This window comes from Qipengyuania sp. NPDC077410 (assembly GCF_044543405.1).
GTDB lineage: Bacteria > Pseudomonadota > Alphaproteobacteria > Sphingomonadales > Sphingomonadaceae > Qipengyuania > Qipengyuania pacifica.
Map to the genome: position 1 here is coordinate 38,175 of NZ_JBITWB010000003.1, position 25,822 is coordinate 63,996.

Annotated in this window: 25 protein-coding genes and 1 tRNA gene; 15 read left to right on the plus strand and 11 right to left on the minus strand. The window is 59.6% G+C overall.

The genetic code is table 11. The features are described 5' to 3' along the window. Window positions 1-36: 36 nt before the first annotated feature. Window positions 37-1,983: a potassium transporter Kup gene (locus ACIGGE_RS13805; protein ID WP_103023512.1), complete on the plus strand. Its 1,947-nt coding sequence runs from the start codon at window positions 37-39 to the stop codon at window positions 1,981-1,983. 147 nt (window positions 1,984-2,130) lie between these two features. Next, window positions 2,131-3,303 (plus strand): ATP-binding protein, encoded by a 1,173-nt coding sequence (locus tag ACIGGE_RS13810; protein WP_397490804.1) that lies wholly within the window; start codon window positions 2,131-2,133, stop codon window positions 3,301-3,303. Window positions 3,304-3,400: 97 nt separating this feature from the next. Here ACIGGE_RS13810 and ACIGGE_RS13815 read toward each other — a convergent pair whose 3' ends face one another. Continuing rightward, window positions 3,401-3,760 carry a hypothetical protein gene (locus ACIGGE_RS13815; RefSeq protein ID WP_397490805.1) on the minus strand — a complete coding sequence of 120 codons (360 nt, stop codon included), beginning with the start codon at window positions 3,758-3,760 and terminating at the stop codon, window positions 3,401-3,403. Between the two features lie 138 nt (window positions 3,761-3,898). Here ACIGGE_RS13815 and ACIGGE_RS13820 point away from each other — a divergent pair, with 138 nt between their 5' ends. After that, entirely contained in the window at window positions 3,899-4,429 is a 531-nt protein-coding gene (locus ACIGGE_RS13820; protein ID WP_397490806.1) for an AAA family ATPase, read from the plus strand. 25 nt (window positions 4,430-4,454) lie between these two features. Continuing rightward, entirely contained in the window at window positions 4,455-5,294 is an 840-nt protein-coding gene (locus ACIGGE_RS13825) for an HAD family hydrolase (RefSeq protein WP_397491003.1), read from the plus strand. Window positions 5,295-5,329: 35 nt separating this feature from the next. On the opposite strand, the gene ACIGGE_RS13830 is transcribed toward ACIGGE_RS13825, so the two are convergent. The 5 genes from ACIGGE_RS13830 to ACIGGE_RS13850 are packed head-to-tail and all read right to left on the minus strand — an operon-like array spanning window position 5,330 to window position 10,620. After that, entirely contained in the window at window positions 5,330-5,977 is a 648-nt protein-coding gene (locus ACIGGE_RS13830; RefSeq protein WP_103023519.1) for an inner membrane-spanning protein YciB, read from the minus strand. Then, window positions 5,977-6,903, minus strand: a complete 927-nt coding sequence (gene ftsY, locus ACIGGE_RS13835; RefSeq protein WP_375246515.1) for a signal recognition particle-docking protein FtsY — start codon at window positions 6,901-6,903, stop codon at window positions 5,977-5,979. Before ftsY ends, ACIGGE_RS13830 begins: the two co-directional genes overlap by 1 nt. Further along, window positions 6,900-8,075 (minus strand): MiaB/RimO family radical SAM methylthiotransferase, encoded by a 1,176-nt coding sequence (locus ACIGGE_RS13840; protein ID WP_397490807.1) that lies wholly within the window; start codon window positions 8,073-8,075, stop codon window positions 6,900-6,902. The genes ftsY and ACIGGE_RS13840 overlap by 4 nt, the downstream gene beginning before the upstream one ends. Beyond that, entirely contained in the window at window positions 8,072-8,881 is an 810-nt protein-coding gene (gene dapF, locus ACIGGE_RS13845; RefSeq protein WP_397491004.1) for a diaminopimelate epimerase, read from the minus strand. The genes ACIGGE_RS13840 and dapF overlap by 4 nt, the downstream gene beginning before the upstream one ends. 47 nt (window positions 8,882-8,928) lie before the next feature. Continuing rightward, the gene (locus ACIGGE_RS13850) at window positions 8,929-10,620 is read right to left on the minus strand and encodes a putative bifunctional diguanylate cyclase/phosphodiesterase (RefSeq protein WP_397490808.1); all 1,692 of its coding nucleotides are present in this window, start codon (window positions 10,618-10,620) and stop codon (window positions 8,929-8,931) included. Window positions 10,621-10,772: 152 nt separating this feature from the next. Between ACIGGE_RS13850 and ACIGGE_RS13855 the strand changes: the two genes are divergently transcribed. Together ACIGGE_RS13855 and ACIGGE_RS13860 are read left to right on the plus strand one after the other, a co-directional pair. After that, a complete protein-coding gene (locus tag ACIGGE_RS13855; protein ID WP_397490809.1) occupies window positions 10,773-11,180 on the plus strand; it encodes an EVE domain-containing protein in 408 nt (135 codons plus the stop codon). 115 nt (window positions 11,181-11,295) lie between these two features. After that, window positions 11,296-11,478: a CsbD family protein gene (locus ACIGGE_RS13860; protein ID WP_196845899.1), complete on the plus strand. Its 183-nt coding sequence runs from the start codon at window positions 11,296-11,298 to the stop codon at window positions 11,476-11,478. A gap of 74 nt (window positions 11,479-11,552) precedes the next feature. Here the strand turns inward: ACIGGE_RS13860 and ACIGGE_RS13865 are convergent, their stop codons facing one another. Beyond that, window positions 11,553-13,220: a thiamine pyrophosphate-binding protein gene (locus ACIGGE_RS13865; RefSeq protein ID WP_397490810.1), complete on the minus strand. Its 1,668-nt coding sequence runs from the start codon at window positions 13,218-13,220 to the stop codon at window positions 11,553-11,555. 132 nt (window positions 13,221-13,352) lie between these two features. Between ACIGGE_RS13865 and ACIGGE_RS13870 the strand changes: the two genes are divergently transcribed. Then, window positions 13,353-13,550: a hypothetical protein gene (locus tag ACIGGE_RS13870; RefSeq protein ID WP_397490811.1), complete on the plus strand. Its 198-nt coding sequence runs from the start codon at window positions 13,353-13,355 to the stop codon at window positions 13,548-13,550. On the opposite strand, the gene ACIGGE_RS13875 is transcribed toward ACIGGE_RS13870, so the two are convergent. Beyond that, window positions 13,547-14,881, minus strand: a complete 1,335-nt coding sequence (locus tag ACIGGE_RS13875) for an MFS transporter (protein ID WP_397490812.1) — start codon at window positions 14,879-14,881, stop codon at window positions 13,547-13,549. The genes ACIGGE_RS13870 and ACIGGE_RS13875 overlap by 4 nt on opposite strands. 113 nt (window positions 14,882-14,994) lie before the next feature. On the opposite strand from ACIGGE_RS13875, the gene pgsA reads away from it, so the two are divergent. Together pgsA and ACIGGE_RS13885 are read left to right on the plus strand one after the other, a co-directional pair. After that, window positions 14,995-15,588, plus strand: coding sequence for a CDP-diacylglycerol--glycerol-3-phosphate 3-phosphatidyltransferase (gene pgsA / locus ACIGGE_RS13880; protein ID WP_103023527.1), 594 nt, complete (start codon window positions 14,995-14,997; stop codon window positions 15,586-15,588). A gap of 156 nt (window positions 15,589-15,744) precedes the next feature. Further along, the gene (locus ACIGGE_RS13885; protein WP_397490813.1) at window positions 15,745-16,806 is read left to right on the plus strand and encodes a CNNM domain-containing protein; all 1,062 of its coding nucleotides are present in this window, start codon (window positions 15,745-15,747) and stop codon (window positions 16,804-16,806) included. A gap of 40 nt (window positions 16,807-16,846) precedes the next feature. Here the strand turns inward: ACIGGE_RS13885 and ACIGGE_RS13890 are convergent, their stop codons facing one another. The 3 genes from ACIGGE_RS13890 to rnd all read right to left on the minus strand — a co-directional run bounded on the left by ACIGGE_RS13890 (window position 16,847) and on the right by rnd (window position 20,318). Further along, window positions 16,847-17,824, minus strand: coding sequence for a phytanoyl-CoA dioxygenase family protein (locus ACIGGE_RS13890; protein WP_397490814.1), 978 nt, complete (start codon window positions 17,822-17,824; stop codon window positions 16,847-16,849). Window positions 17,825-18,209: 385 nt separating this feature from the next. Beyond that, entirely contained in the window at window positions 18,210-19,106 is an 897-nt protein-coding gene (locus ACIGGE_RS13895) for a hydrogen peroxide-inducible genes activator (RefSeq protein WP_103023529.1), read from the minus strand. A 9-nt stretch (window positions 19,107-19,115) separates the two neighbouring features. After that, window positions 19,116-20,318: a ribonuclease D gene (gene rnd, locus ACIGGE_RS13900; RefSeq protein WP_397490815.1), complete on the minus strand. Its 1,203-nt coding sequence runs from the start codon at window positions 20,316-20,318 to the stop codon at window positions 19,116-19,118. Between the two features lie 179 nt (window positions 20,319-20,497). Between rnd and aspS the strand changes: the two genes are divergently transcribed. From aspS to ACIGGE_RS13930, 6 genes are all read left to right on the plus strand, one after another. Beyond that, a complete protein-coding gene (gene aspS, locus ACIGGE_RS13905) occupies window positions 20,498-22,315 on the plus strand; it encodes an aspartate--tRNA ligase (RefSeq protein ID WP_397490816.1) in 1,818 nt (605 codons plus the stop codon). 119 nt (window positions 22,316-22,434) lie between these two features. Then, a complete protein-coding gene (locus ACIGGE_RS13910; RefSeq protein WP_006834437.1) occupies window positions 22,435-22,671 on the plus strand; it encodes an acyl carrier protein in 237 nt (78 codons plus the stop codon). A gap of 93 nt (window positions 22,672-22,764) precedes the next feature. Next, entirely contained in the window at window positions 22,765-24,024 is a 1,260-nt protein-coding gene (fabF, locus tag ACIGGE_RS13915; RefSeq protein ID WP_103023531.1) for a beta-ketoacyl-ACP synthase II, read from the plus strand. A gap of 1 nt (window position 24,025) precedes the next feature. Then, window positions 24,026-24,997 carry an endolytic transglycosylase MltG gene (gene mltG / locus ACIGGE_RS13920; RefSeq protein ID WP_397490817.1) on the plus strand — a complete coding sequence of 324 codons (972 nt, stop codon included), beginning with the start codon at window positions 24,026-24,028 and terminating at the stop codon, window positions 24,995-24,997. Beyond that, window positions 24,994-25,524 (plus strand): 2'-5' RNA ligase family protein, encoded by a 531-nt coding sequence (locus ACIGGE_RS13925; RefSeq protein WP_397490818.1) that lies wholly within the window; start codon window positions 24,994-24,996, stop codon window positions 25,522-25,524. Before mltG ends, ACIGGE_RS13925 begins: the two co-directional genes overlap by 4 nt. Window positions 25,525-25,691: 167 nt before the next feature. Continuing rightward, window positions 25,692-25,768 (plus strand) — tRNA-Met (locus ACIGGE_RS13930). The last annotated feature ends 54 nt before the right edge of the window (window positions 25,769-25,822 follow it).

Sequence of the window (25,822 nt, forward strand, 5' to 3'; positions counted from 1 at the left end):
CCGAGTGACACGAAGTTGTCGGAAACCCAATCCAGCATGAATGATCCCGTTCCCGCGCCGCCACCGCTGAACGAAGGAGTGCCGCCTGCGGATTCGCATGGCGGCCATGGCCATAGCGGATCGCGCACGGCGCTGGCCGTGGGCGCCATCGGCGTCGTCTTCGGCGACATCGGTACCAGCCCGCTTTACGCCTTTCGTGAAACCTTCGCGGGCGCTGCCAGCATCGCGATCGATCGCCTGCACGTGCTGGGCGTGGTCAGCCTGATCTTCTGGTCGATGCTGATCGTGGTCGCATTGCAATATGTCACCATCCTGATGCGCGCGGACAACAAGGGGCAGGGCGGTAGCCTGGCGCTCGTCGCACTGCTGAGCCGCCACATGGGCCGATCGAGCTATGGCTGGCTGGTCGTGCTGCTGGGCGTGTTTGCGACATCGCTGTTCTATGGCGACAGCATGATCACCCCGGCTATTTCGGTGCTTTCGGCCGTCGAAGGCCTGACGGTGGTCAATCCGGGGCTGGATCCGCTGGTCATCCCTATAGCGCTGGTGCTGCTGATCTTCCTGTTCTTCCTGCAGAGCAGGGGCACGGCCAAGGTCGGCGCACTCTTCGCGCCGGTGATGATCGTCTATTTCGTGACCATCGCCGGCCTCGGCCTCAATCAGATCATCCAGCATCCCGGCATCCTGTGGGCGCTCAACCCGTGGTACGCGGTGCAGTTCTTCCTGACCGACGGTGCAGTCGCATTCTTTGCGCTGGGCGCCGTGGTGCTCGCCGTGACCGGTTCGGAAGCGCTTTATTCCGACATGGGCCACTTCGGACGCGGGCCAATGCGCCTGTCCTGGTTCGGCTTCGTCATGCCGTGCCTGCTGCTCAATTATTTCGGGCAGGGCGCCATGATCGTGAGCCTGCCGGCCGAACAGGCCGCCGAAGTCGTGCGCAACCCGTTCTTCCTGCTGGCTGCCGAGGAATTCCGCCTGCCGCTGGTGATCCTTGCCACTCTGGCGACCTTCATCGCCAGCCAGGCCGTGATTTCCGGTGCGTTCAGTATCACGCACCAGGCAATGCAACTGGGCTTCATGCCCCGCCTGTCCATTCGCCACACCAGCGAAACCGAAGCGGGCCAGATCTATATCCCGGTCGTGAACTGGGCGCTGATGGTGGCTGTGATCATCCTCGTCCTGACGTTCCAGAATTCGTCCAGCCTCGCCAGCGCCTATGGCATCGCGGTGACCGGTGCAGTCACCATCGATACGCTGCTGATGGGCGTGCTGTTCGTGGGCGTCTGGAAGTGGAAATGGTTCCTTGCCCTGCCGGTGGTGCTGTTCTTCCTGATCGTCGATGGCGCCTATTTTGCCGCCAACCTCGCCAAGGTCCCCGACGGCGGCTGGTTCCCGCTGGTGGTTGGGCTCGTCGCCTTCACCCTGCTGACCACCTGGTCACGCGGCCGCAAGCTGATGCGGGACCGGATGAGCGAGACCGCGCTGCCGATCGAGATTTTCGCCAAGAGCGCGAAGAATTCCGCCACCCGCGTGCCCGGCACAGCCATTTTCATGGCCAGCCAGACCGCCGGTGTTCCCAGCGCGCTGCTGCACAACATCAAGCATAACAAGGTGCTGCACGAGCGGGTCGTCATCCTGACCGTGCTGATCGCCGATGCGCCCTATGTCGATGCGAACAAGCGCTGCGAAATCCACGATCTGGGCGACGGTTTCTACCGCGCGATCCTGCATTACGGTTTCATGGAAGAAACCAATGTGCCGCTGGGACTGAAAGAAATGTCCCGCTGCGGCGGCGCATTCGACATGATGCACACCAGCTTCTTCCTCAGCCGGCAGACGCTGCTGGCCAGCGACAAGCCGGGCATGCCCATATGGCGCGAGAAGATCTTCTCCTGGATGCTGCGCAACGCCGCGACCGCCATGGATTTCTTCCGCTTGCCCACCAACCGCGTGGTGGAGCTTGGCAGCCAGGTCGAGATTTAAGCCTGGGCAGGCGGCCCGGACATGTCGAGTTGTGCGCCCCGCGTGTGGCGCCTTAGTTACCAATGATCGCCGCGTCGCAATTTCATCTGAAGAGGGCCTGCGTCACCGGAGAGTGACACGGAATACAGCATTCTCTATCACGCTGTGATGAATTCGGATTTTTCCCGCGATGTCGAAGTGGTCGGCGCTATCAGCGTCGTACCTTCCATCCTCGAGGTGGTCTGTCAGTCGACCGGGATGGGTTTTGCCGCGGTCGCGCGGGTGACCGAAGATCGCTGGATCGCCTGCGGGGTTCGGGACGAGATTGCGTTCGGACTGGAGCCTGGCGGAGAGCTTCAGGTGGAAACGACGATCTGCAACGAAATCCGGGACCATCGGGACCCTGTGGCCATCGATGACGTCGACAACGATCCCACATATCAAAACCACAAGACACCGCAGATTTACGGCCTGAAAAGCTATATTTCCGTCCCGATCCTACTTTCGGACGGCAGCTTCTTCGGCACGCTTTGCGCAATCTCGCCAAAACCTGCGAAGGTCAGCGAACCCAAAACGCTGGGCATGTTCAACCTGTTTGCCGAGATGATCGCCTATCACATCGAGGCCGGTCACGCCGTAGAGCAGACCAACAAGGCGCTGCTGGACGAACAGGAAACGTCGGCATTGCGGGAACAGTTCATCGCGGTTCTCGGTCACGATTTGCGCAATCCATTGGCCAGCATCGCCAGCGGGATGCGGCTGATTGGCAAGGAGCCATTGAGCGAGAACGGGAAATCGATTGTCGGCCTGATCGAGGGAAGCGTGGCACGTATGGCGGGGCTGATCGATAATGTCATGGATTTCGCGCGCGGCAGACTGGGTGGCGGCTTGACGCTGACGCGGTCGCGAAAAAATATCGCGGAAACGCTCGATCAGGTGATTTCCGAGTTGGCAGCCAGTCATCCGGATCGCATTATCCATAAGTCCGAATGGACCGACCTGGAGGTGGATGGCGACCATGATCGCCTTGGTCAGGTTTTCTCCAACCTGATCGGGAATGCCCTGATGCACGGCGATCCGAACGAACCCGTCAGGATCGCCCTGGCCAGAGATGGCGAGAACCTCGTATTTCGAACTGTGAATATGGGAGACACCATTCCCCCCGAAGCGATGGAGCAGCTATTTCAGCCATTCTCACGTGGCGAGGTGCGCTCGAGCCTCCAGGGTCTCGGGCTTGGTCTTTATATCTCTGCCCAGATTGCTGCCGCGCATGACGGTACGCTAAGTGCCGTATCAGCGAATGGCAAAACCACGTTTACCTTCGAACTTCCGTCCATGTGAGATGGCTTGGCCCAAACGTCAGCAAGCCAATCCCGTCGGTTTGTGAAATCGTTGGCGGGGATCGCTCCTGAACCCTGCGACTGACGGGGGCCCCGTTTTACTGAAGTACGCTCGCCGGACACTTCCCATCCGCTACGAGCTTCGCCCGGTAGCTGTGACCATGTTCGGCGCGCCAGGCATCTGCGGCAGCCTTGCCGTTTGTCCGTAAGCGGTTTTTGTATTCCGTTTCCATGGCGCGCCGCTCGGGCCCTGGCCCGGAATCGGCGAAACAGCGGGGGGAAATGGAAGCGGCTGACGAGTTACCATCCGCGATGTCGCCTGAGATCTTGTTGGCCATGACGCTGGTTACAGCATTGCCCATAGGTATCGGATCAGTCGGCGCATATTGGCCAAACGCCGGCACGGCGCTGGAGAGAAGAACCGTTACACTGAGTATGCCAAGACCGGTGCGTCTCATTGCCATAAAAATCCTGTTCTGCAGCAGGCACGATAGCCCCGGGGGTGATGAACGTCCAATTTATCCCGAGACGGGTTCACCAATATCCGAGGTCGACGGGATGTCCATCGAATGATCCAAGACGAAGAGAAAGGTCCCATGAACTCTTGCCACGTCGTGCTGTCCGGTTGCTCAAGCGGCGGGAAATCGACGCTTCTGGCAGAACTCGGGCGGAGGGGCTTTGCGATCGTGCCCGAACCGGGTCGCCGGATCGTCGAGGAAGAGCTGCGAGGCGACGGGAGCGCGCTTCCATGGGTCGATCTGAAGGCCTTCGCCAATCGGGCGTTGAGCCTTGCCGCTAACGACAGGCACGATGTGCCAGAGGAGGCCGGCTGGGTCTTTTTCGACCGCGGTCTCGTGGACGCAGCGGTCGCGCTGCAACATGCGACGGGACGAACTGCCGCCGGGGTGCTGACAGCGTATCGGCGCTATCATAAACGCGTATTTCTGGCGCCTCCCTGGCCCGAAATCTTCGAGACAGATGGCGAGCGCCGCCACAGTCTAGCGGAGGCGAGCGCCGAGTACGATCGCCTGCTAAAGGCCTACCGCGAACTGGATTATGACACAGTCATCCTGCCGAAGGTGAGCGTCGAAGAACGAGCCAATTTCGTTCTTCGAACGCTTCGCTGATCGCGCCGAGACTGCGCTGACATTGGTGCTCCAAATCGTCGGCAGACGGGAAGGTGGCCGGTTACGCCATGTCGTCATCATCGCGACTGTATCCAAACAGCTCGCCGGGCACACAAACACCTCGACCTTTACGCGTCATTCCCGCTACGCAGGCGGCTATTGGTTCAGGACGGTGATGGGGTTAGGCTTCCGGATGCTCTTTACAGATTGTGATGCCCTGATTTTCGATAGCGACGGTGTGCTGGTCAATTCGGAGGTGATTAACATCGCTGTCGAGCAGGAGTATCTTGCCGAACTCGGGCTCACGTATGATTACGCTACCTATGTTTCCCGGTTCGTTGGCCTGGCGAATGCGGATTTCCATGCACAACTTGCGGCGGATTTCAACGAGCGCGTCGGGGGTGAATTCCCGCAGGACTTTGGTTCGCAGTTGGATGATCGCATCTGGCCCAGGATCGAAGCCGAGCTGAAGCCACTCGAGGGCGTGGAAAAACTGGTGGCTGCATTTGGCGGGCGCGTGGCGGTCGGTTCTTCGGCTTCAATCGATAAGCTTGTCCGGAAACTGGAACTTACCAAGCTCGACCGTTTATTCGCCCCTCATATCTATTCAGCCGATCACGTTCAGCGAGGAAAGCCAGCTCCCGACCTTTTTCTTTACGCGGCGAGACAGATCGATGTGCAGCCCGAGCGGTGCGTTGTCATAGAGGATAGCGTGAATGGGGTGCTGGCAGCGCGAGCGGCGAACATGACGGCTATCGGGTTTGTCGGCGGAGACCATGCGGACTCCGGACTGGCCGAGCGTTTGAAAGCCAGCGGAGCTGCAACGGTGGTTTCCAGTCACGCCGAGATTCTGGGAATGCTCTGACCGCCGCGTCAAAGACGGATCGTCCCCCTCCGTCCTCAGGCGGTTGGCGGTTCGTCCTTCACGACTTCGTCCCTGTCTTCCAGCGCCAGCCCGTGTTTCAGCAGCATCGGGATCTGGGTGAAGGTGAAGATGAAGCTGAGCGGCATGAAGACCCACAGTTTCGCCCACAGCCAGCTTTCGAAGGTGAGCTGCATGCGCAGCACCTCGTTCAGGACGGCCATGAAAACGAAGAAGAAGCCCCAGTTGCGCGACAGCTTGAGCCAGCCCTGGTGGTCGACACCTTCGAAGGCCGCTTCCAGCAGGATCTGCAACAGTGCCTTGCCGCGGAGCCAACCGCCGATCAGCAGGGCGCCAAACAGGAGATAGATGGCCGTTGGCTTGATCTGGATGAATTTCTCGTCCTGCAGCCAGATGGTCAGCCCGCCGAAACCCACGATCAGTGTTGTCGAGAGGATCAGCATCGGGCTGACATGACCGAATTTCAGCTTGCTAAAGACCAGCGCCACGACGGCTGCGACCATGAAGGCGATCGTGCCGTAGATCACTGCCGCGATCTCGCCGAAGGTCGATGTCTCGGGCGGCTGGTAAAACTTGTAGACGCCGAGGAAAACCAGCAGCGGGCCGTAATCGACGAGGATGTTGAGCCAGCCGGATTTGGGCTTGGGTTTCGCTTGTTCGTTCATCAGGCCACTCCCGCGATCACGCGCGCCACAAGATCGGGATCGAAGGGGCGCAGATCGTCGATCTTTTCGCCGACACCGATCGCGTGGATGGGCAGGCCGTATTGTTCGGCCGCCTGCACCAGCACACCGCCGCGCGCCGTGCCGTCGAGCTTGGTCATGACGAGGCCGGTGACGCCTGCAACCTCTTTGAACACGTCGATCTGGGACAGGGCGTTCTGGCCATTGGTGGCATCGAGCACCAGCACGACGTCATGCGGCGCTTCGGGATTGAGGCGGCCGAGGACTTTCCTGATCTTGGCGAGTTCGTCCATCAGTTCGCGCTTGTTCTGAAGGCGGCCCGCCGTATCGACGATCAGCACGTCGGTGCCGATCTCGGTTGCCTTCTTTACCGCATCGAACACGATCGAAGCCGGGTCGCCGCCTTCTGGCCCGCGCACGAGCGGCACTCCGACCCGCTCCGCCCAGGTCTGCAGCTGACCGATGGCGGCTGCGCGGAAGGTATCGCCCGCCGCCAGCATCACGGCGTAATCGTCTTCCTGGAAGAGGTGCGCGAGCTTGGCGATGGTCGTCGTCTTGCCGCTGCCGTTCACGCCGATAACCAAGAGTACCTGGGGGCGGGGAAAGGCAGTGATTTCGAGCGGTATGGCAACGGGACGCAGGATAGCGGCGATTTCCTCTGCCACGGCTTCCTTCAGCTCCCGCTCGGTAATCTCGAGGCCGAAGCGCTTTTCGCGCAGCTTTTCGCGAATACGCGCGGCTGCCGACGGGCCGAGGTCGGAGAGGATCAGTGCATCCTCGACATCGTCCAGCGTGGCATCGTCCAGCCGCGCAGTGCCCACCACCTCGGTCAGGTTGCTCGTCAGTTTCTCGGAAGTCTTGCGGAAGCCCCCGAACAGCCGGTCGGTCCAGCTTTGCTTGTCACTCATTGCAGAAGGCCATTCTCGAAACGTGTCGGCGATACGGTGATCACGCTGCCGGCGGGTGTGCCCTCGGGTAGGGATACCCGGGCGAAATGCGGCGTGTAGCCGGTCCCGTCGCGTTCGGCGAGGACGGCGTGCGGATTTTCGACGAGCGATCCAAGCCATGCGTCGCGCGTCGAGCTGGCCAAGGCACGCAATTCGGCAGCGCGGCGCTTGACCGTTTGACGCTCGACCTGCGGCATGCGGGCGGCGGGCGTGCCGGGGCGGGGCGAATAGGGAAAGATGTGACCATGCACGATGCCAAGTTCGCGGACGATCGACAGGTTGGCCGCGTGATGGTCCTCGGTTTCGGTGGGGAAACCGGCAATCAGATCCGCGCCGATGGCGCAATCTGGGCGGAGGTCCTTGAGCCGCGTGACGAGGTCCATCGCATCGCGGCGCAAGTGCCGGCGCTTCATGCGCTTCAGGATGAGATCGTGACCGTGCTGCAGCGAGAGGTGAAGGTGCGGCATGAGACGCTGTTCATGGGCGAACAGTTCGAACAGCTGCGGATCGATTTCCACCCCGTCGAGCGACGACATGCGTAGCCGCTGAAGGGTCGGGAAGCGATCAAGCACTGCGCGCACGAGTTGGCCGAGGGGCGGCGTATCGGGCAGGTCGTGGCCCCAAGACGTGACGTCCACGCCGGTCAGCACGATTTCGGGCGCGCCGTGGTCGAGATGCCGTTCCACCTCGGCCAGAACCTCGGCGATCGTCAGGGAGCGGCTGGGCCCGCGTCCCTGCGGAATGACGCAGAAGGTGCAGGCATGGTCGCAGCCGTTCTGTACTGCGATAAAGGCGCGGGTGCGATCCTGCGGGGCCGGGGCTGCATCGGCCGGGACGTTCCAGGCGCGTGCATCAAGCTTGGCCGTATTGGCAACAAGCCCGTCGACCTCGGGCATGGCGGAAAGCTGATCACGCTCGATATCGGCAGCGCAACCGGTAACCAGCAGGCGGGCATCGGGATTGGCGCGACGCGCGCGGCGGATCGCCTGCCGTGTCTGGCGTACCGCCTCGCTGGTCACTGCGCAGCTGTTGACGACCACCAGGTCCCGTTCCCCGGCCAGCATGGCGCGGATCTGCTCGCTTTCGGAAATGTTGAGACGGCATCCGAGTGAAATGACCTGCGCTTCGCTCACGCGAAATCATCCCATTCGAAGCTTCCGCGATAAGCTTCCGTGGCGGGACCGGTCATGCGGATGCGGTTGTCTTCGCCCCAGGCAATGGTGAGATCGCCGCCGGGGAGGGTCACGGTGACCTCGCGTTCGACCAGCCCGCGGCGCATGGCGTGGACGGCGGTTGCGCAGGCACCAGTACCGCAAGCCTGTGTAAGTCCGGCGCCGCGTTCCCAGACGCGCAGGCGGATGTGGTCGCGGTTTTCAATGGTCGCGACATTGACGTTTACACGCTCGGGAAAGAGCGGATCGTTCTCGATTTCCGGACCCAGCACATCGAGCGGCACGGCACCGAAGTCCTCGACGAAAAATACTACGTGCGGGTTGCCGACATTGACCGCGCCGGGCTGGTCGAGGCCATCCCAGCCGACCGGCATCGCAGCCGTGTCCATGCCATATGCAAGCGGGATCGCGTCCCATTCGAAACGGGGTTCACCCATATCGACACTGGCGCCGCCTGCCGCCGGTTCGATGCGGATTGTGCCACCTGCCGTTTCGACATCTGCTGGCGCGCCATGGAGGAGCGCAACGGCGCGGCTGGCGTTGCCACAGGCTTCAACCTCGCTGCCATCCTGATTGAAGATCCGCATGCGGAAATCGGCAGCACTGCTTGGCTGCAGAAGGATCAGTTGATCGCACCCGATCCCGGTGCGACGGTCGGCGAGCGCCCGGGCGATGCTGCCATCGATTTGCGGCAAGTCCTTCGCACGCGCATCAAGCACGACAAAGTCATTGCCCAGTCCATGCATCTTGGTGAAATCGACGCGCATCGTGCGGCGCATCTATGCATTTGGCGCCGCAGCGTCCAGTGCATGCGTCAGACGGCGCGAGTGCCGCCTTCGCGACCGGGCTGACGCTTGCCGAAATCAATCTCCGTCACATTGGCTGGCAGATCCTTCGCGAGGAGATCCTGCTCCTCCAGTCGGCGGAGAACGTCGGCAGCCGGTTCGGGTCGCCCATAGTGGTACCCCTGGCCCTTCATTTTCCCCATCCGCTTCAGCGTTTCGAGAATGATTTCGTTCTCGATGCCTTCGGCCGTCACCGGAAGTTTGAGCCCATCGCTCATGGCGAGGATGGCATCGACCAGCTTGGCGCCGTTTTCCTCGTTCTTGAGTTCGGCAATGAAGGCACGGTCGATCTTGAGATTGTCGAACGGGAGGCTGCGTAGCTGGGCCAGACTGGAATAGCCGGTTCCGAAATCATCGAGACTGATATGGACGCCCTGATTGCGCAGAGAGGTGATCATCGAACGCACCATGCCGACATTTTCCAGTAGGCAGCTTTCAGTGATTTCGATGACAAGGCGATTGGCGGGGAAGTTATGCTGCACAAGTAGCTTGAGCAGTTTCTGCGCAAACCAGGGATCGCGCATCTGGACGGGCGATATGTTCACCGACAGGGTCAGGCTTGCGTCCCATGCGAGCGCATCCTGGAAAGCCTGCGCGATAAGCTTCTCGCTCATCTCGCCGATGACCGCGATGTCTTCGGCAATCGGAATGAAAATGTCTGGTCCAACCAGGCCCATCTCGGGCGATTCCCAGCGTGCGAGCATTTCGAAGCCGACAATCCTGCCGGTTTCGAGATCGATCTGCTGTTCGTAATAGGGACGAAATTCGCCGTTCAAGATGCCGCGGCGGATGCCGGCCTCCAGTTCGTTGCGGAAACGGAGTTCATTTTCCATCGACGGTTCGAACCAGTAGAAGCGGTTCTTTCCCTGCTTCTTGGCGTGGTACATGGCGATATCCGCCTTGTGCATCAGGCTTTGAGCAGAAGTGGTCCCATTGCGCATATCGTCCAGCTGCCGGCTGGATGCGATACCGATCGATATGGTGATATCGATCATTGCTGTTTCACACTTCACCGGGCGCGCAACCTGTTCGGCCATCCGGGCGGTTAGCTGATCGACCCGATCGGGGACCTCAGGGTGATAGGGCACGACGCATACGAACTCATCCCCACCGAGCCGCGCGAGGATCGCCCCGTCCGGTAGCAGGCGATCGATCCGATCGGCCGTATTGCGCAGAACCTCGTCGCCCGCCTGATGCCCGTACAGGTCGTTGACCTGCTTGAAGTTGTCGAGGTCGAGGGCGATTGCGGCAAGCGCATGTTCGCGCCTTTCCAGATGCGTCAGGCGATCGCCGAGCAGCGTCGTAAAGCTGCGGCGATTGAAGCAGCCGGTGAGATGATCGATGTCGGCGAGCCTTCGTGCCTCTTCTTCGGATTTCCGGCGTGCCTTGAGTTCGGCAGAAAGCGATTTGTAGCGCTGCCACCCCAGAAGGATGAGCGCCACATTGAGCAACAGGGCGTTCGTGAGCGCCACATCCGGAGATGCTGCTTCGCCATTCCACGCCTTGAACAGGGCGGGCAGAACGACGCCTGCCGTGCCCACGAAGAGGATAACGGCGGCAAGAGCGATGCCGAGGGAGACGAAATCGCGTTCACCGACGCCAGTGTTCTGCCGGGCAGAGCCAGGTCGACGATCGATTTCAGATGAGGTCTCAACGACCAATGCCACCCCCTGGCGTCCGGTTACGTTTCCCCAAATATACTCATTGCACCTAAGAACCGGTTAATTGCCGGGCACGACGGGAAGGCGGGTGGCAATACTGTGCATGGATCGCTAACCGCGGCGCCAAGGCGAAAAAATGGAGAAGACCCGCGATGCGCTACTGGCTCATGAAATCCGAACCCTTCAAATATAGCTGGGACGATCTTGTTAGCGAGGGCGAGGGTACATGGGACGGGGTGCGCAACCACCGGGCCAAGAACAATCTCGCCGCAATGGAGGTGGGGGATCAAGCGTTCTTCTACCACTCGCGCGAAGGGCTGGAGATTGTCGGCATATGTGAAGTGAGCGTGGCCGGGATCACCGACCCGACCGATCCAGAAGGAAAGTGGGCTGCGGTAAAGGTGAAACCCAAAACGAAATTGCCATGCCCGGTGACCCTGAAGCAAGTGAAGGCCGAGCCGAAACTGGCCGACTGCGAGCTCGTGAAATATTCACGCCTATCGGTGGCGGAAATCAAGGCCGACGAGTGGTCGATGATTTGCTCGATGGCTGGCATCTGATCTTCGTCGCAACCCCGGTTCGCCTGGTCGCGAGGGCGAGGAACGTAATTCGCTATCAGATCGTTATGTCCCTGTAGCCGCGCGATTATCCGCGCGATCGAAAAGGAGACGTATCATGGGTGAACTTACAGACAAAATCAAAGGTAGCGCAAACGAAGCAGCCGGCAATGTAAAGCAGGCCGTTGGCAAAGCGACCGACAATGAGCGTATGGTTGTCGATGGCAAGACCCAGGAACGCAAGGGTGAAGCCCAGCAGGTCAAGGGTAAGGTCAAAGGTGCTTTGGGCGACGACGTCTGACGATAGCGCTACGCTGAGATAACAGCGAGGAAGGCCACCTCCCCATCCGGGGCGGTGGCCTTCTCTTTTTTCGGTTATCGATTGCGAAGGGCGCTGACGCTTGCTCCGCTGGCAGCAAGCTGTTCGATGTCGATGGTGCAGTGAATGAGGCGGAGACCATTCCGTCCATGTGCCGCAGCAAGTGCATCCTTGAATTCATCCGTCGTCGCTGCCTTGGCCGACCAGCCGCCATAGGCTTCCGCCAAGGCCGCAAAATCCGGGTTGACCAAGCGCGTGGCGCTGATCCGGTCTTCGCCAGGGAATTCGCGCTCCTGATGCATCCGGATGGTGCCGTACGCGGAATTGTCCACCACGATCACGATCATGTTCGCATCATGCTGTACTGCGGTCGCAAGCTCCTGCCCGTTCATCAGAAAATCGCCATCACCAGCCACCGCGACGACCGTTCGCTGAGGAAACCGCAAGGCGGCAGCGACTGCGGCTGGAACGCCGTAACCCATGGCGCCGCAGGTGGGAGCGAGCTGAGTAGGGAACCCCTCGTAGCGCCAGTAACGGTGCCACCAGCCCGAGAAATTGCCAGCACCGTTACAAATGATCGTATCTGCGGGGAGGGTGTCGCGCATGAATTGCACGGCCTGACCCATATCCAGCGTATGGCCGTTGGGATGCGCCGTAGCCCATTCCTCCCATTCGGCGTGGGCCTGCATTCCGGCATCGAAATCGATAGCCTCACCATCATCCCAGAGTGCCGCGCTCTCGGCAAATTCGTCCATCGAGGCGCAGATTGCCAGATCGGCCGGATAAACGCTGTTAAGCTCGTTTGCATCCGGATGAACATGAACCAGTTGGCGATCGCCATCGATCAGCGGGGGTACGGTATAGCCATCCGTCGTCGCTTCCCCGAGCCGCGCACCGATCGCGAGTATCAGATCGGCGTTCTTGACGCGTTCGACAAGCTTCGGATTGGGACCGTAGCCGAGGTTTCCGGCATAAACCTTACTTGAACTTGAGATTGCATCCTGCCGACGAAAAGCCGTTGCAACGGGAATGCCCAAACGCTCTGCGAAAATCTGGAAATGTTCGCGAGCCTTGGCATTCCATCCGGCTCCACCGATGATTGCAATGGGCGAGGCGGCATCCGCGATCATCGCGATCATCGCCTGCATGGCATCGGGGCAGGGGGCCTGCGCCGCGCGTTCCACCCGCGGGCGCGGCTTTGCGGACGAATCCCGGCCCAGCATGTCTTCGGGAAGAGCAAGGACGACGGGGCCAGGCCGACCCGAAACCGCCATGGCATAGGCGCGCGCGACATATTCCGGAATGCGATCCGCCGAATCGATCCGCGCGGCCCATTTGGCGATCGGGCCGAAGAAGGCCGCGAAATCGACTTCCTGAAACCCTTCGCGGTCGCGCATCTCACTGTCCACATCGCCAACGAACAGGATCATCGGCTGGGAATCCTGCATGGCCACGTGAACGCCGATGCTGGCATTGGTCGCGCCGGGACCGCGGGTTACAAAGGCGACACCCGGGCGGCCCGTCATCGCCCCGTCGGCGCAGGCCATGAAAGAAACCCCGCCTTCCTGCCGACACGTTACGACGTCGATGATGCTTTGTTGGCCCAGCCCGTCGAGAACCTGCAGGAAGCTTTCGCCGGGAACCGTGAAGACCCGGTCGCAGCCCTGTTCGATCAGGCAGTCGACAAGAAGCTGGGCGGCTTGCGGAGTGTTAGGTGCTTTCATGCCACTGCGGTTAGCCCGCGTAGGTTGCGCGCGCAATCGCGCCAAACATGGTTAATTTCCGGCAAACCGTTTCAACGGGGGACAGCGCTTATCTGACCGGAGACCAAATGGTTAAAAAAGCATTAATCCCGCATGATGAGACGCGCACTTGTATTGACGAGCGAAGGGTCGCGGCACTGGTTCAGAGCCAGCCTCCCGCAACGCCGTGCCGCATTTGCCGATATTCCGGCGAACACGCCAATCGATTGGCGGCTGACAGCAGACGATGTGCGCGGGGTGGCAACGACCTATTTCGCGACGGTCGCAGCCGTGCTCGCGTTTATCATCTAAATTGCGCCGGCGGCGATTTCCGCCGCTTCGTTCTCAGCCGCGATCAGTCTCTTGGCGAGCCACGCGGAGAACAGGCACATGGCGGCGCACAAAAGAATCTGTTCTGTGATCGGGACACCGACAGCGCTCAGTGCCATGGCCAGAAGCGATCCGCCCACCATAGCGCCCGAATTCACGATATTGTTCGCCGCGATGGTCCGCGATGCCTTGTCCGGTGATACACGCGTGGTCAGAAAGGCGTATAGCGGGACTACGAACATGCCGCCTGCCACTGAAATGCCGAGCAGGCACAACATAAGCAAAGACGCCATCGGCCACGCGATGAATTCGCTCACGTCCAGCAAGTCCGCCGGTTGGTCAGCTTCCCACAGTTTGGCGACAACGTAAAAGGCGACCACGAACAGGCCCATCACTATGACCGACGCTGGAGAATAGCGCGCCGATACTTTGCCCTTGAGCAGCGCGTTCACCGCCACTGACCCTATTGCGACGCCAATCGAAAATACCACGAGGAAGAGACTGGCAACTTCCGGACTGGCCATGATCGTGTTCTTTGCCAGCGGCGGAAACTGGATGAACAGCACGGCGCCGATCGTCCAGAAGAAGCTTATGGCAAGGATCGCGTAATAGACTTCCGCATTGTGCATCGTGTCCCGCACCAGCTTCACCGATGCGCGAAGGACATGCCAGTCGAGCTTTTCGATTTCGCCAAGAGGCGGTGCGGGGGGTATCTGGCGGCTGATCATGTAACCGATACACGAGATGACGATGATCCCCATCGCGGCCCACCCGGTATAGTCGACCGCCAGGGGACCTGCCAAGATCGTACCCATCAGGATGGCGATGTAAGTACCAGCCTCGACCAGTCCGGTCCCGGCTAGTACTTCGTCCTTCTTCAGATGCTGCGGCAGGATTGCATATTTGATGGGGCCAAGGAAAGTGGACTGCACGCCGGTCAGGAATAGCGCGAGCAGCAGCAGCGGGATCGCCACCGTGTGAACCATTATCCCGCGCCATGCCATGTACAGGCCTGCGGCCCCGATCATCATGAGCCCGATCTCGCACATCTTTACCGTGCGGATGATCTTTGCCTTGTCGCGCATATCGGCCAGTTGTCCGGCGAGCGCGGAGAGAATGAAAAACGGGAGGATGAACAAGGCGGAAGCCAGACTGCTGAAGCTGGATTCTGTCGTTTCGTCGTTATACACCGCATAGACGACGAACAGGACCATTGTGGTCTTGTAGAGATTGTCGTTGAATGCGTTGAACAACTGCGTGACGAAGAGCGGCAGAAACCGCCGGCGGCGCAGCAAATGCGTGGCTGTAAACATGACCCCCCGGGTAGAAACCCATTCTTGCACTGCTGTGTAGTCCTATCGCGCCAGCGGACAAGGCCATTCGGCGGCTTTTGCGATGCACCGATTGCCGCTAGAGCGGAGTGGTAATGCTCAATCTGCCGAACATCCTCACCCTGTCACGAATCATGGCCATTCCGCTGCTTGCCTGGTTCCTGTGGTGGCCGGGGTGGGAGATGGGCTATCTGATTGCCTTCGCGCTGTACTGCCTCATGGGGATTACCGACTATTTCGATGGCTATCTCGCGCGGACCAGCGGGACGGTATCGAAGCTGGGTATCTTTCTCGACCCGATTGCCGACAAGATCATGGTTGCTGCCGTCATATTGGTCCTGGCGGCGCAGGGTGTTCTGAACGGGCCCTACGTTGGCGACATGCATGTCGTCGCGGGACTTATCATCCTCATGCGCGAGATTGCGGTATCGGGCCTGCGCGAGTTTCTGGGACCTCTGCAGGTATCCGTTCCAGTGAGTAAACTGGCGAAATGGAAGACGACGTTCCAAATGGTCTCGCTCGGAGCTCTGATACTCGGGGAAGGGCTGCCACGCTGGACGATGATGATCGGCGCAGTCGATGCGAACATTCCGCACACCGTCGGGCTGGTGACGCTATGGGGGGCAGCGGTGCTGACGGTCATAACGGGTTGGGACTATCTGCGGGTTGGCCTGAAGCACATGGACTGAAGCTCCCGGAGCGGGGGACGGAACTGACAGACGCAGTCACCTCCGCGGGCAAATTTCTTTGCCATCGCGCCGCAAGAATGCTGGCGTAACTCCGCAGGCTCTCTAGGTAACAGACGAACTGCAAATTTCGGAGACGGCGCCAAGACGCCTGCTTTCATGGCCCTACTGATTTTCTACGTTTCGCTCGCGCTGATCGTGTCGTTCTTCTGTTCATTACTGGAGTCTTCGCTGCTGACGATAACTCCGTCCAGCGTTCGCTCCGCGGAAGAGCGCGGTGCGAAATGGGCCGCGAAAATGAAAGGGCTGAAAGACGACGTCGAGCGCCCGCTTGCTGCGATCCTGACGCTAAACACAGTGGCGCACACTATGGGGGCAGCGGGGGCGGGTGCGCAGTATGCCGCGCTCTACGGAGCGGGACGCGAAGCTGTTTTCGCCGGTGTCCTGACCGTGGCGGTTCTGGTGGTGACAGAGATTATCCCCAAAACCATTGGTGCGCGTTATGCGACCAGCCTGGCACCGTTCACAGCTTCCCTGCTGCCCGTGCTGATCACCGCGCTCGCGCCGCTGGTGTGGGCGTCACGGCAGATCACGCGACTGATAACGTCCGGCAAGCCCGCGGATCCGCCGCAGCACCGTGATGAACTGCTGGCTATCGCAAGTCTGGGGCAAGCTTCCGGCCAAATCGATAAGGTCGAAGTACGGTTTATGAAAAATCTTATCCAGCTCAACGCGGTCAAGACTTCGGATATCATGACGCCGCGCACGGTTGTGTTCGGTCTGAGCAAGTCGGATGATCTTGGCAAATGGGCGGAAAAGGTCAGCGCCTCGCCCTACAGCCGCATTCCCGTTCTCGATGGGGACAGCGACAAGCCGAGCGGCTTCGTGTTGAAAAGCGATCTGCTTGTGTGCCTCGCCAAGGGCGAAGCGCAATGCGATGTCGACGGTATCATCAGGTCTCTGCCCGGTGTCCTCGACGAAGTGCCGGTGAACAAGCTGTTTCATCGCATGGTCACCGATCACAACCATATTCTGGCCGTGCTCGACGAATATGGCACCTTCGTAGGCTTGGTAACACTGGAGGATGTGCTCGAAACCATTTTCGGCTTCGAGATTGTCGACGAGCTCGACGAAAAACCGGATCTGCAGGAGTACGCCCGCGAACTGGCGCGCCGCCGCAATACGGAACGCGCAATGCCCGATGGGTTGACGCCAGACTAATGCTCGAGGTCTGGCTCGGCGCGACGAGCCCTTTGAATGTCTAGTTGCGGCGTCCCAAAAGGCGCTTTGCCCTGGAGCGGAGGGAAGCGGGTTCATTGGATTTGGCGCTAGCTAACACCTCGCCGAGATATGTATTCGGCTTTGGTGTCTGGTCGGAGACCGAGACAAGATTTCGGAGCGCCAACTGGCCGAGCGCTTCATCGGAGAAGGCAGGCGTGTAATAGATACAATCGTCGAAGAAATAATGGGTGACCTGTGACCACCGCGTGAGCGTGGGATCGGTTTGACGGCTACCACCGTGCAACAGATTTGCGGTCCAAATTAACGCTTGCCCTTTGCGGGCCAGGAACGGTTCTTGCTTTTTGCCGTGTGTCTCGCACAGAGCTTGCCATGCGTCGGCGTAGGGTGCCTGTGCCGAGTGCAGGTCACTGCCATAACCGCGTCGACCAATCATGGCGTTCGAGATAATCGGCCATCGATGTGATCCGCGCACATAGAATAGTGGCCCCGCTTCGGCAGCAATGTCTTCCATTGCCAGCCACACGCCGCACATGAATCTTTCGGGAAGGCTGGAAAAGTGCACTGAATCCGCATGGGGCGCCTGCTGTGTTCCCACCGGAAAATTCAAAGTCTGAAAGGGAAAGGCACGACGGCCATAGAGTTTGGACAACAAATCGAGAATGGCGGGATTTGATGCAATGGCATGCACATCTTCGTCAGTTGTCCACGCATCCTGAACCCGTCGCTCGCCCTTGGTCTTGTCGGCTCCAAGATCGTCAAGTGGGATGCCGAAACCGGGACCCAGATTGCTTTTGATACGGTCGATCCGCGCGTTGATATCAGGGTCGGGAAAATCGATGACTCCGAAGCCATCGGTATTCAACTGCCGAGCCAATGTCTTTTCCTGGTCGGAAAAGCCCGCAAGGTCTTCGCTGTCAAAGATCGGCGATTCGATCAAAGGCACACCGGGGAATAGCGCTGCCGTTTTCGTATCGGGTAGGGTAGTCGGATCTGCCACTCGAAGCTGCCTTTTTGTATCGCTGCCGACCTGCCAACAGGCAGATCAAATCATCGCTATTTGAATATCTCTTTTTTGAGAATCTCCAGTAATCTCGTCAGCGTCTCATGATAAAGGACGGGAATGTCTTGCCCGCTTTGGTAGAATGCGGTTGAGCGCATTGGTATCGAGTGTGCCCCGCGTACCAGCCAATCGATTAAGCTGTCGGACCAGACGTTTAGGTCGCTTCACTTCTAATTCCCCCGGAAAATATCCGCCTAGACGTTTAGACAGCCATGTATATTCCGCAAGTGGCAGTGCTCGGTTCCATTTCGGACTAAGTTCCCGAATTGCCGGTGATATTGGAAAATCACACGAGTAGTTCAGCGGCGCGCATATGCCCGCGTCAGCCCTCGCGTAATTCCTGTGCCAGAAGTTCGAAATCGTCCCGTCTTGGCGAGTTGCGGCGCCAGATGAGGGCGATCTCGCGCGTGGCGTTTTTCGACTTGAGGGGGCGCGCGACGACTTCCGTCCCATTTAGAATGCCGGCGTCAATTGCCATCTTGGGCAGCATCGTCAGTCCCAGATCGTTGTCCACCATCTGGACAAGTGTATGTAAGCTCGTGCCGATCATGGTAGCCGAAGCCCGCAGTTCTGGTCGGTTGCAGGCGGCCAAGGCGTGATCTTTGAGGCAGTGTCCGTCTTCAAGCAGTAGCAGACGTCCTTCATCGATCATGCTTGGAGGAATGACATCGGGTGGGTCACGCGGGTCGCCTTTTGGAAAGGCGACGTAAAGCTCGTCGTCCGCAATATGGGCCTGTTCGATCTCGCCCGTGGCGAAGGGAAGGGCGAGGAGCACACAGTCGACGCGACCGTGCTGCAGCGATTCAACGGCGTCCTGACTGGTCTCCTCACGCAGTAGTAATTGCAGATCGGGACGTTCGCGACGCAGGCGCGGAAGAAAGCGTGGCAGCAAGAACGGCGCAATAGTGGGAATTACGCTCATCCGCAGTTGGCCGGCGAGAGGCTTTCCCGCAGCCTGTACCAGATCCGCCAGTTCCTCCGCTTCGCGCAGAATCCGGTGAGCCTTCTCCACCACCTGATTGCCGAGCGCTGTAAAGCGCACGACCCGGCGACTTCGTTCTACCAGTGTTACACCAAGGAGCGATTCCAGCTCGCGTATCCCGGCGCTGAGCGTCGACTGAGAAACGAAGCTCGCCTCCGCAGCGCGGCCGAAATGGCCGTGCTCGTGCAACGCGACGAGATACTGCAATTGCTTCAGCGTCGGCAGATAGGTGGACACTCGGCCGGCCTATTCTGCAGCTTGCGTTTCGACCATGCCGGCGTGGAGGTCATCGATGTGCGTCATGAGCAGGCGGCCATCCTTGACCGCGAAGGCAAGCCGGCCCTCGACGAGTTCGAGCGCGTCCTTGCCGAATACCTCGTAACGCCAGCCATCGAGGATTTTAAGATCGCGAACACCCGCGGCAAGGGCTTCCATTTCATCCGCCTTGGTCAGCAACCGGGATGCAACATCGATTTCGCGGGCGCGGATCTTCAATAGCAGCTTCAGAAGGTCGGCAACGAGAGCGCCTTCTTTGCCCAGCGGCGCGCCGCGCTTGGGCTTTTCGGGCATTTCCTCTTTCGAAAGCGGTTCCGCCTTGTCGAGCACTTTCATCAGACGTTTGCCGATGTCGTTATCTTTCCAGGCGTTAGACAAGCCACGAACCTTCGTAAGGTCGGGCTGTTTTTTGGGGGGGTGGCTGGCGATATCGGCCAGTGTTTCATCACGCATGATGCGGCCGCGCGGAATGTTCTTGTGCTGAGCTTCGCTCTCACGCCAGGCGGCGAGCGCTTTCAGGCGCCCAAGTACCTGTGCATTGCGGCCGGGCGATCGAATGCGGTGCCAGGCGATATCGGCATCATTGGCATAATTCGCAGGATCTGCGAGCCGCTCCATTTCGGCATCGAGCCATGCACCACGCCCGGTCTTGATGAGCTTCTTCAGGATACGCGGGAAGATCGTGGCGAGGTGGGTTACATCGCCGATCGCATATTCGATCTGCCGATCGGTCAGCGGGCGACGGCTCCAGTCGGTAAAGCGGGCGCCCTTGTCTATCGTCAGCCCGAGCCAGCTCTCGACGAGATTGGCGTAGCCGATCTGTTCGGACTGGCTGATCGCCATCATCGCGATTTGCGTATCGAAAATCGGTTGCGGCGTCTTGCCGGTAAAATTGTAGACGATTTCCACATCCTGCCCCCCTGCGTGGAAGACCTTCAGAATGTCTTCATTTTCACAGAGCAGGTCCCACAGCGGTGTCAGATCGATCCCGTCGGCAAGCGGGTCGATGGCGGCCGCTTCTTCCTCATTGCCGATCTGCACCAGGCAGAGTTCAGGCCAATAGGTATTCTCGCGCATGAATTCGGTGTCGACACAGATGAATTCGTGTTTTGCCAGGCGCTCGCACAGTTCGGCCAGCGGTTCTGTCGTCGTAATCAGTTCGTGTATTTTCATCGTACTCGTTTCTGGTTCGGGCGGAGTGCCGCCCACGGGCCGGACCGGCCCAAGACAACAGGGCGTGCGCAACCTTGACAAAAAGCCGTGCTTGCCCTGTTAGCGCGCGCGATTCCTGCTAGAGGAGCGCAGCCCTTCGCGCCCCTAGCGCTATAGCTCCGAAAATGGAAAGATTTTAGATGCACGCCTATCGTACCCACAACTGTGCCGCGCTGAACAAAGACGATGTCGGCGAAACCGTTCGTCTGTCGGGCTGGGTGCATAACAAGCGCGACCATGGCGGCGTTCTCTTCATCGATCTCCGCGATCATTACGGCATCACGCAGATCGTTGCCGACGAGGATAGCGACGCGCTGCCGGATCTTGACAAGATCAAGCTGGAATCGGTCGTCACGATCGACGGTGTCGTGAAAGCGCGGGCCGATGTGGCGGTGAACAAGAACCTGCCAACGGGGGAGATCGAAGTCTTCGCGCGCTCGGTCAATGTCCAGAGCCGCGCAGACGATCTTCCGCTGATCGTCAATTCGGCGGAGGATTACCCGGAAGAAACGCGCCTCAAATATCGGTTCGTGGATCTGCGCCGCGAGCGGGTGCACGCCAATATCATGCTGCGTAACCGCGTAATCACTTCGCTGCGTCGCCGGATGATCGACCAGGGGTTCAGCGAATTCCAGACCCCGATCCTGGGGGCGTCGAGCCCGGAAGGCGCACGGGATTACCTCGTGCCGAGCCGTCTGCACCCGGGCCGCTTCTATGCGCTTCCGCAGGCCCCGCAGATGTTCAAGCAGTTGCTCATGGTTGCCGGTTTCGACCGTTACTTCCAGATCGCCCCTTGCTTCCGCGATGAAGATCTGCGCGCCGATCGCAGCCCCGAATTCTATCAGCTCGATTTCGAAATGAGCTTCGTGACGCAGGAAGATGTCTTCCAGACGATCGAACCGGTTCTGGCGGGCGTTTTCGAAGAATTCGCGAACGGCAAAACTGTGACCCCTGCAGGTGAATTTCCGCGCATCGCATATGCCGACGCCATGCTGAAGTATGGCAGCGACAAGCCCGATCTGCGTAACCCACTGCTCATCAGCGACGTGACCGAACACTTCACGACCAGCGGTTTCGGCCTGTTCGAAAAAATCGTCGGGACCGGCGGCAAGGTCCGTGTGATCCCAGCGCCGAGAACGCATGAAAAGAGCCGCAAGTTCTTCGACGAGATGAACGACTGGGCCCGCCGCGAAGGCTTTTCCGGTCTCGGCTACGTCACCCGCAAGGGCGGCGAATTCGGCGGTCCGATCGCCAAGAACCACGGTACCGAGGGCATGGAGAAACTCTATGCAGAATTGGGCCTGGGCGAAAACGACGGTCTGTTCTTTGCTGCAGGCAAGGAAAAGGACGCGGCCAAGCTCGCGGGTGCTGCCCGCACCCGCGTGGCCGAGGAACTGGGCCTGATCGAGGAAGGCTGCTTCAAGTTCTGCTGGATCGTCGACTTCCCGATGTTCGAATATGACGAGGATCTCAAGAAGGTCGATTTCAGCCACAACCCGTTCTCGATGCCGCAAGGTGAGATGGAGGCGCTCGAAACCCAGGACCCGCTGGACATCAAGGCGTGGCAGTACGACATCGTTTGCAACGGATACGAACTGTCCAGCGGTGCGATCCGTAACCACCGGCCCGACATCATGTACAAGGCCTTTGAGATTGCCGGTTACACGCAGGCCGATGTCGACGAAAACTTCTCGGGCATGATCGAGGCGTTCAAGCTCGGCGCACCGCCGCACGGCGGTTCGGCCCCGGGTATCGACCGTATTGTCATGCTGCTTGCGGATGAACCCAACATCCGCGAAGTCATTGCCTTCCCGTTGAACCAGAAGGCACAGGACCTTATGATGGGCGCACCGAGCCTTGTTTCGCCGCGCCAATTGCGTGATGTCCATATTCGCACCGTTGATGCACCCAAGCCGCAGGGCGCGGAAGCGACGCGGGTCGATCAAGCAGGGGAGTGAGCGGGCCCCGAGCTACCGTCCGCGCTCTGTCAGAACGATTCCTAGACCCTTGCCTAAGCCTTCAGCGTTCATTAGGGCGACAGGCAATTCAATAACCCCCAGATCTGAGAGGGATTACAATGAGCGATACTGCCGACCGCGTGCAGAAGATTGTCGTCGAGCATCTCGGCGTCGAGGCCGACAAGGTCACCCAGGAAGCCAGCTTCATCGATGATCTCGGTGCGGACAGCCTCGATATCGTCGAGTTGGTCATGGCGTTCGAAGAAGAATTCGGTGTCGAAATCCCCGATGACGCTGCCGAAAAAATCACCACCGTTGGTGATGCGACCAAGTACATCGAAGAGCACAAGGGCTAAGCCTTCAGCTGCCTTCATGCCCGCCGAGTGCGGGTTCGGACAGGCCCGACCCGGTAACTGGGCCGGGCCTGTTGTCTTTTTGCGGAGAATAGCATGCGTCGTGTGGTCGTAACCGGACTTGGCCTCGTCACCCCCCTGGGTGGTGATGTGGAGACTTCATGGAAAAACCTTATCGCTGGTAAAAGCGGGGCGGGGCAGATCACCCGGTTCGATACGACCGGGCAGAAATGCACTATTGCCTGCGAAGTGAAACCCAAGGACCACGAAGACGGTTTCGATCCCGACAAGCGGGTGGATCACAAGGTTCAGCGCCAGGTCGATCCGTTCATCATATATGGGATCGATGCAGCTGGCCAAGCGCTGGAAGATGCCGGTCTTGTCGACATGGATGACGATCTCAAACTGCGCGCGGGCGTATCGATCGGTTCGGGCATCGGCGGTTTGCCGGGCATTGAAAGCGAATCGATTGTTCTTCACGAGCGCGGCCCTGGGCGGGTCAGCCCGCATTTCGTTCATGGGCGGTTGATCAACCTCATCTCCGGGCAGGTTTCCATTAAATACGGCCTCATGGGCCCCAATCATGCCGTCGTCACGGCCTGCTCCACCGGCGCGCACTCCATCGGCGATGCCGCGCGGATGATTGCGCTCGACGATGCTGATGTGATGCTGGCAGGTGGCGCAGAATCGACCATCAATCCGCTCGGCGTAGCCGGCTTCGCACAAGCGCGGGCCCTGAACACGAGCATGAACGATCGCCCGACCGAAGCCAGCCGCCCGTACGACAAGGACCGCGATGGTTTCGTCATGGGCGAGGGGGCTGGCGTCGTCGTGCTCGAAGAGTATGAACATGCCAAGGCTCGCGGTGCGAAAATCTACGCGGAAATCGTCGGCTACGGCCTTTCTGGCGATGCCTATCATGTGACCGCGCCTCACCCTGAAGGCAAAGGCGCTGAGCTCGCCATGCGCATGGCCTTGAAGAAAGCCGGTATGCAGCCGAGCGACATCGATTACGTAAATGCGCACGGTACATCGACCATGGCCGATACGATCGAACTTGGCGCCGTGAAGCGTGTTCTGGGCGATGATCTTGGCGGCGCATCCATGAGTTCGACCAAGTCTGCCATCGGCCATCTCTTGGGCGGTGCCGGCGCTGTGGAGGCGATTTTCTGCATTCTCGCCATTCGCGACCAGATCGTCCCGCCGACGCTTAACTTGCATAACCCCGACGAGGGCACGGAAGGTGTCGATCTTGTGCCTTTGAAGGCGAAACAACGCGAAGTGAATGCCGCTCTCAACAACAGTTTCGGCTTCGGCGGCACCAATGCGTCGGTAATCATCAAGAAGGTAGACTGACGTGAAGAAGGCCGGGTGCCTTCTAACCAGCGTATTGGCGCTCGTCCTGGCAATTGGCGCTATCTGGTTCCTGTCGGGCTGGTGGGGCAGTGCCCAGGTCGAGGATGATACGAATTTCATCGTCCCGTCTGGGGCCAGCCTGACGTCCGTGGCTGACAAGTTGGCGGATGAAGGGCTGATCTCCGACCCTCGCGGCTTCCTGCTGCGCGCTAAGATATTCGGATCGTCCGATCCGATCATGGCCGGCGAATTTCTTTTGCCCGCAGGCGCCAGCAATTCGAAGATCCTCGATACGTTTCAGCATGGCGAGGTAATAAGGCGCTTCGTGACCATTCCCGAAGGATTGCCTTCCGTCATGGTTCACGACCGGCTGATGGCAGAAGAAAATTTAACCGGAGAGATCCCTGTCCCGGTCGAAGGCTCGGTGCTTCCTGATACGTACGACTATGAACGCGGCGAATCCCGCGGCGCCGTGCTGGCACGCATGCAAGCTGCAATGCAGAACTATCTCGCCGAAGCCTGGCCCAAGCGCGCCGACGATATCGCTGTCGATACCATTCAGGAAGCCGTGACACTTGCCTCCATAGTCGAGAAAGAAACCGGCGTCGCCAGAGAACGACGGATGGTCGCCGGCCTCTACTCCAATCGCGTGAAGGATGGGATGTTGCTGCAGGCTGACCCCACCATCATCTACCCGATTACGAAGGGTCGACCGTTGGGCCGACGGATCAAGCAATCCGAAATTGCCGCGATCAACGACTATAATACGTATTCGATGGTGGGATTGCCGAAGGGGCCGATTACAAATCCGGGCCGCGAGTCCATTGCCGCCGTGCTCAATCCGGCAAAGACGTCTGCGCGTTACATGGTGGCTGACGGCACAGGTGGGCACGCATTCGCCCAGACGCTGGACGAGCACAATCGCAATGTAGCCAGGTGGTTCGAAATCCGCCGTCAACGTGGGGAAATGTGAGCACCGAAGGTGAAGCGCCTCTGATTGTCACGGCCCGGCTGCCGCGTGATCTGCACGCCCTATATACGGCCCTGCGCAAGGCCCATTTTCCTGCAGAACGCAATTATCTCGAAGCTCATGTCACGCTGTTTCACGCCTTGCCGGCCATGTGCGAAGCGGAAGCGTGCACGTACCTCAGGCGCCTCGCAGCAGAGTTTGCGCCCATCGACGGCCATGTCGAAGGCATAATGTCATTGGGCCGGGGAACGGCCGTCAAACTGATCAGTGCGGACATGCTTTTACTACGCGAACTGATTGCCGACCATTTTCATGGCCTGTTGACGCAACAGGATCAGCATCGCCCACGCTTGCATGTGACGATCCAGAACAAAGTCAGCGGCAAGGAAGCAAAGGCACTGCAAGCAGCCTTGGCGGGCACGATCGAGCCCCGAGCCTTCCAGTTCACGGGGGTTGACCTCTTCCGGTATCGAGGGGGACCCTGGGAGAAGGTGAAAGGGTTCGACTTCCGCGGACATGGCCGTCTCTAGCTGGTAAACAGATGGCTTGCCGGCCCGTTGTGACCGAAGATAAATTGTTTGCGTGAGGCCCATTCCGGAAATCGCACATGTAGCACATTTGCGCGGTTGACCCGGTGGCCGGACCGCCCTAAACGCGCCGCCTGCCGAGCGAGCAAATGCCCCGGCATGCCTTTCGGGGCGGAGTAGCTCAGGTGGTTAGAGCAGCGGAATCATAATCCGCGTGTCGGGGGTTCGAGTCCCTCCTCCGCTACCATTTATCCAGATTGAATGGTTTTGGGACGCTTGGCGAAGGCTAGGAAAGCGGATA

Excerpts from the sequence above, each read along its gene's own strand:
- ACIGGE_RS13805 (WP_103023512.1), top strand. The coding sequence starts at position 37 with ATGAATGATCCCGTTCCCGCGCCGCCACCGCTGAACGAAGGAGTGCCG.
- ACIGGE_RS13810 (WP_397490804.1), top strand. The coding sequence starts at position 2,131 with ATGAATTCGGATTTTTCCCGCGATGTCGAAGTGGTCGGCGCTATCAGC.
- ACIGGE_RS13815 (WP_397490805.1), bottom strand. The coding sequence starts at position 3,760 with ATGAGACGCACCGGTCTTGGCATACTCAGTGTAACGGTTCTTCTCTCC.
- ACIGGE_RS13820 (WP_397490806.1), top strand. The coding sequence starts at position 3,899 with ATGAACTCTTGCCACGTCGTGCTGTCCGGTTGCTCAAGCGGCGGGAAA.
- ACIGGE_RS13830 (WP_103023519.1), bottom strand. The coding sequence starts at position 5,977 with ATGAACGAACAAGCGAAACCCAAGCCCAAATCCGGCTGGCTCAACATC.
- ftsY (WP_375246515.1), bottom strand. The coding sequence starts at position 6,903 with ATGAGTGACAAGCAAAGCTGGACCGACCGGCTGTTCGGGGGCTTCCGC.
- dapF (WP_397491004.1), bottom strand. The coding sequence starts at position 8,881 with ATGCGCGTCGATTTCACCAAGATGCATGGACTGGGCAATGACTTTGTC.
- ACIGGE_RS13855 (WP_397490809.1), top strand. The coding sequence starts at position 10,773 with ATGCGCTACTGGCTCATGAAATCCGAACCCTTCAAATATAGCTGGGAC.
- ACIGGE_RS13860 (WP_196845899.1), top strand. The coding sequence starts at position 11,296 with ATGGGTGAACTTACAGACAAAATCAAAGGTAGCGCAAACGAAGCAGCC.
- ACIGGE_RS13865 (WP_397490810.1), bottom strand. The coding sequence starts at position 13,220 with ATGAAAGCACCTAACACTCCGCAAGCCGCCCAGCTTCTTGTCGACTGC.
- ACIGGE_RS13870 (WP_397490811.1), top strand. The coding sequence starts at position 13,353 with ATGATGAGACGCGCACTTGTATTGACGAGCGAAGGGTCGCGGCACTGG.
- ACIGGE_RS13875 (WP_397490812.1), bottom strand. The coding sequence starts at position 14,881 with ATGTTTACAGCCACGCATTTGCTGCGCCGCCGGCGGTTTCTGCCGCTC.
- pgsA (WP_103023527.1), top strand. The coding sequence starts at position 14,995 with ATGCTCAATCTGCCGAACATCCTCACCCTGTCACGAATCATGGCCATT.
- ACIGGE_RS13885 (WP_397490813.1), top strand. The coding sequence starts at position 15,745 with ATGGCCCTACTGATTTTCTACGTTTCGCTCGCGCTGATCGTGTCGTTC.
- rnd (WP_397490815.1), bottom strand. The coding sequence starts at position 20,318 with ATGAAAATACACGAACTGATTACGACGACAGAACCGCTGGCCGAACTG.
- aspS (WP_397490816.1), top strand. The coding sequence starts at position 20,498 with ATGCACGCCTATCGTACCCACAACTGTGCCGCGCTGAACAAAGACGAT.
- ACIGGE_RS13910 (WP_006834437.1), top strand. The coding sequence starts at position 22,435 with ATGAGCGATACTGCCGACCGCGTGCAGAAGATTGTCGTCGAGCATCTC.
- fabF (WP_103023531.1), top strand. The coding sequence starts at position 22,765 with ATGCGTCGTGTGGTCGTAACCGGACTTGGCCTCGTCACCCCCCTGGGT.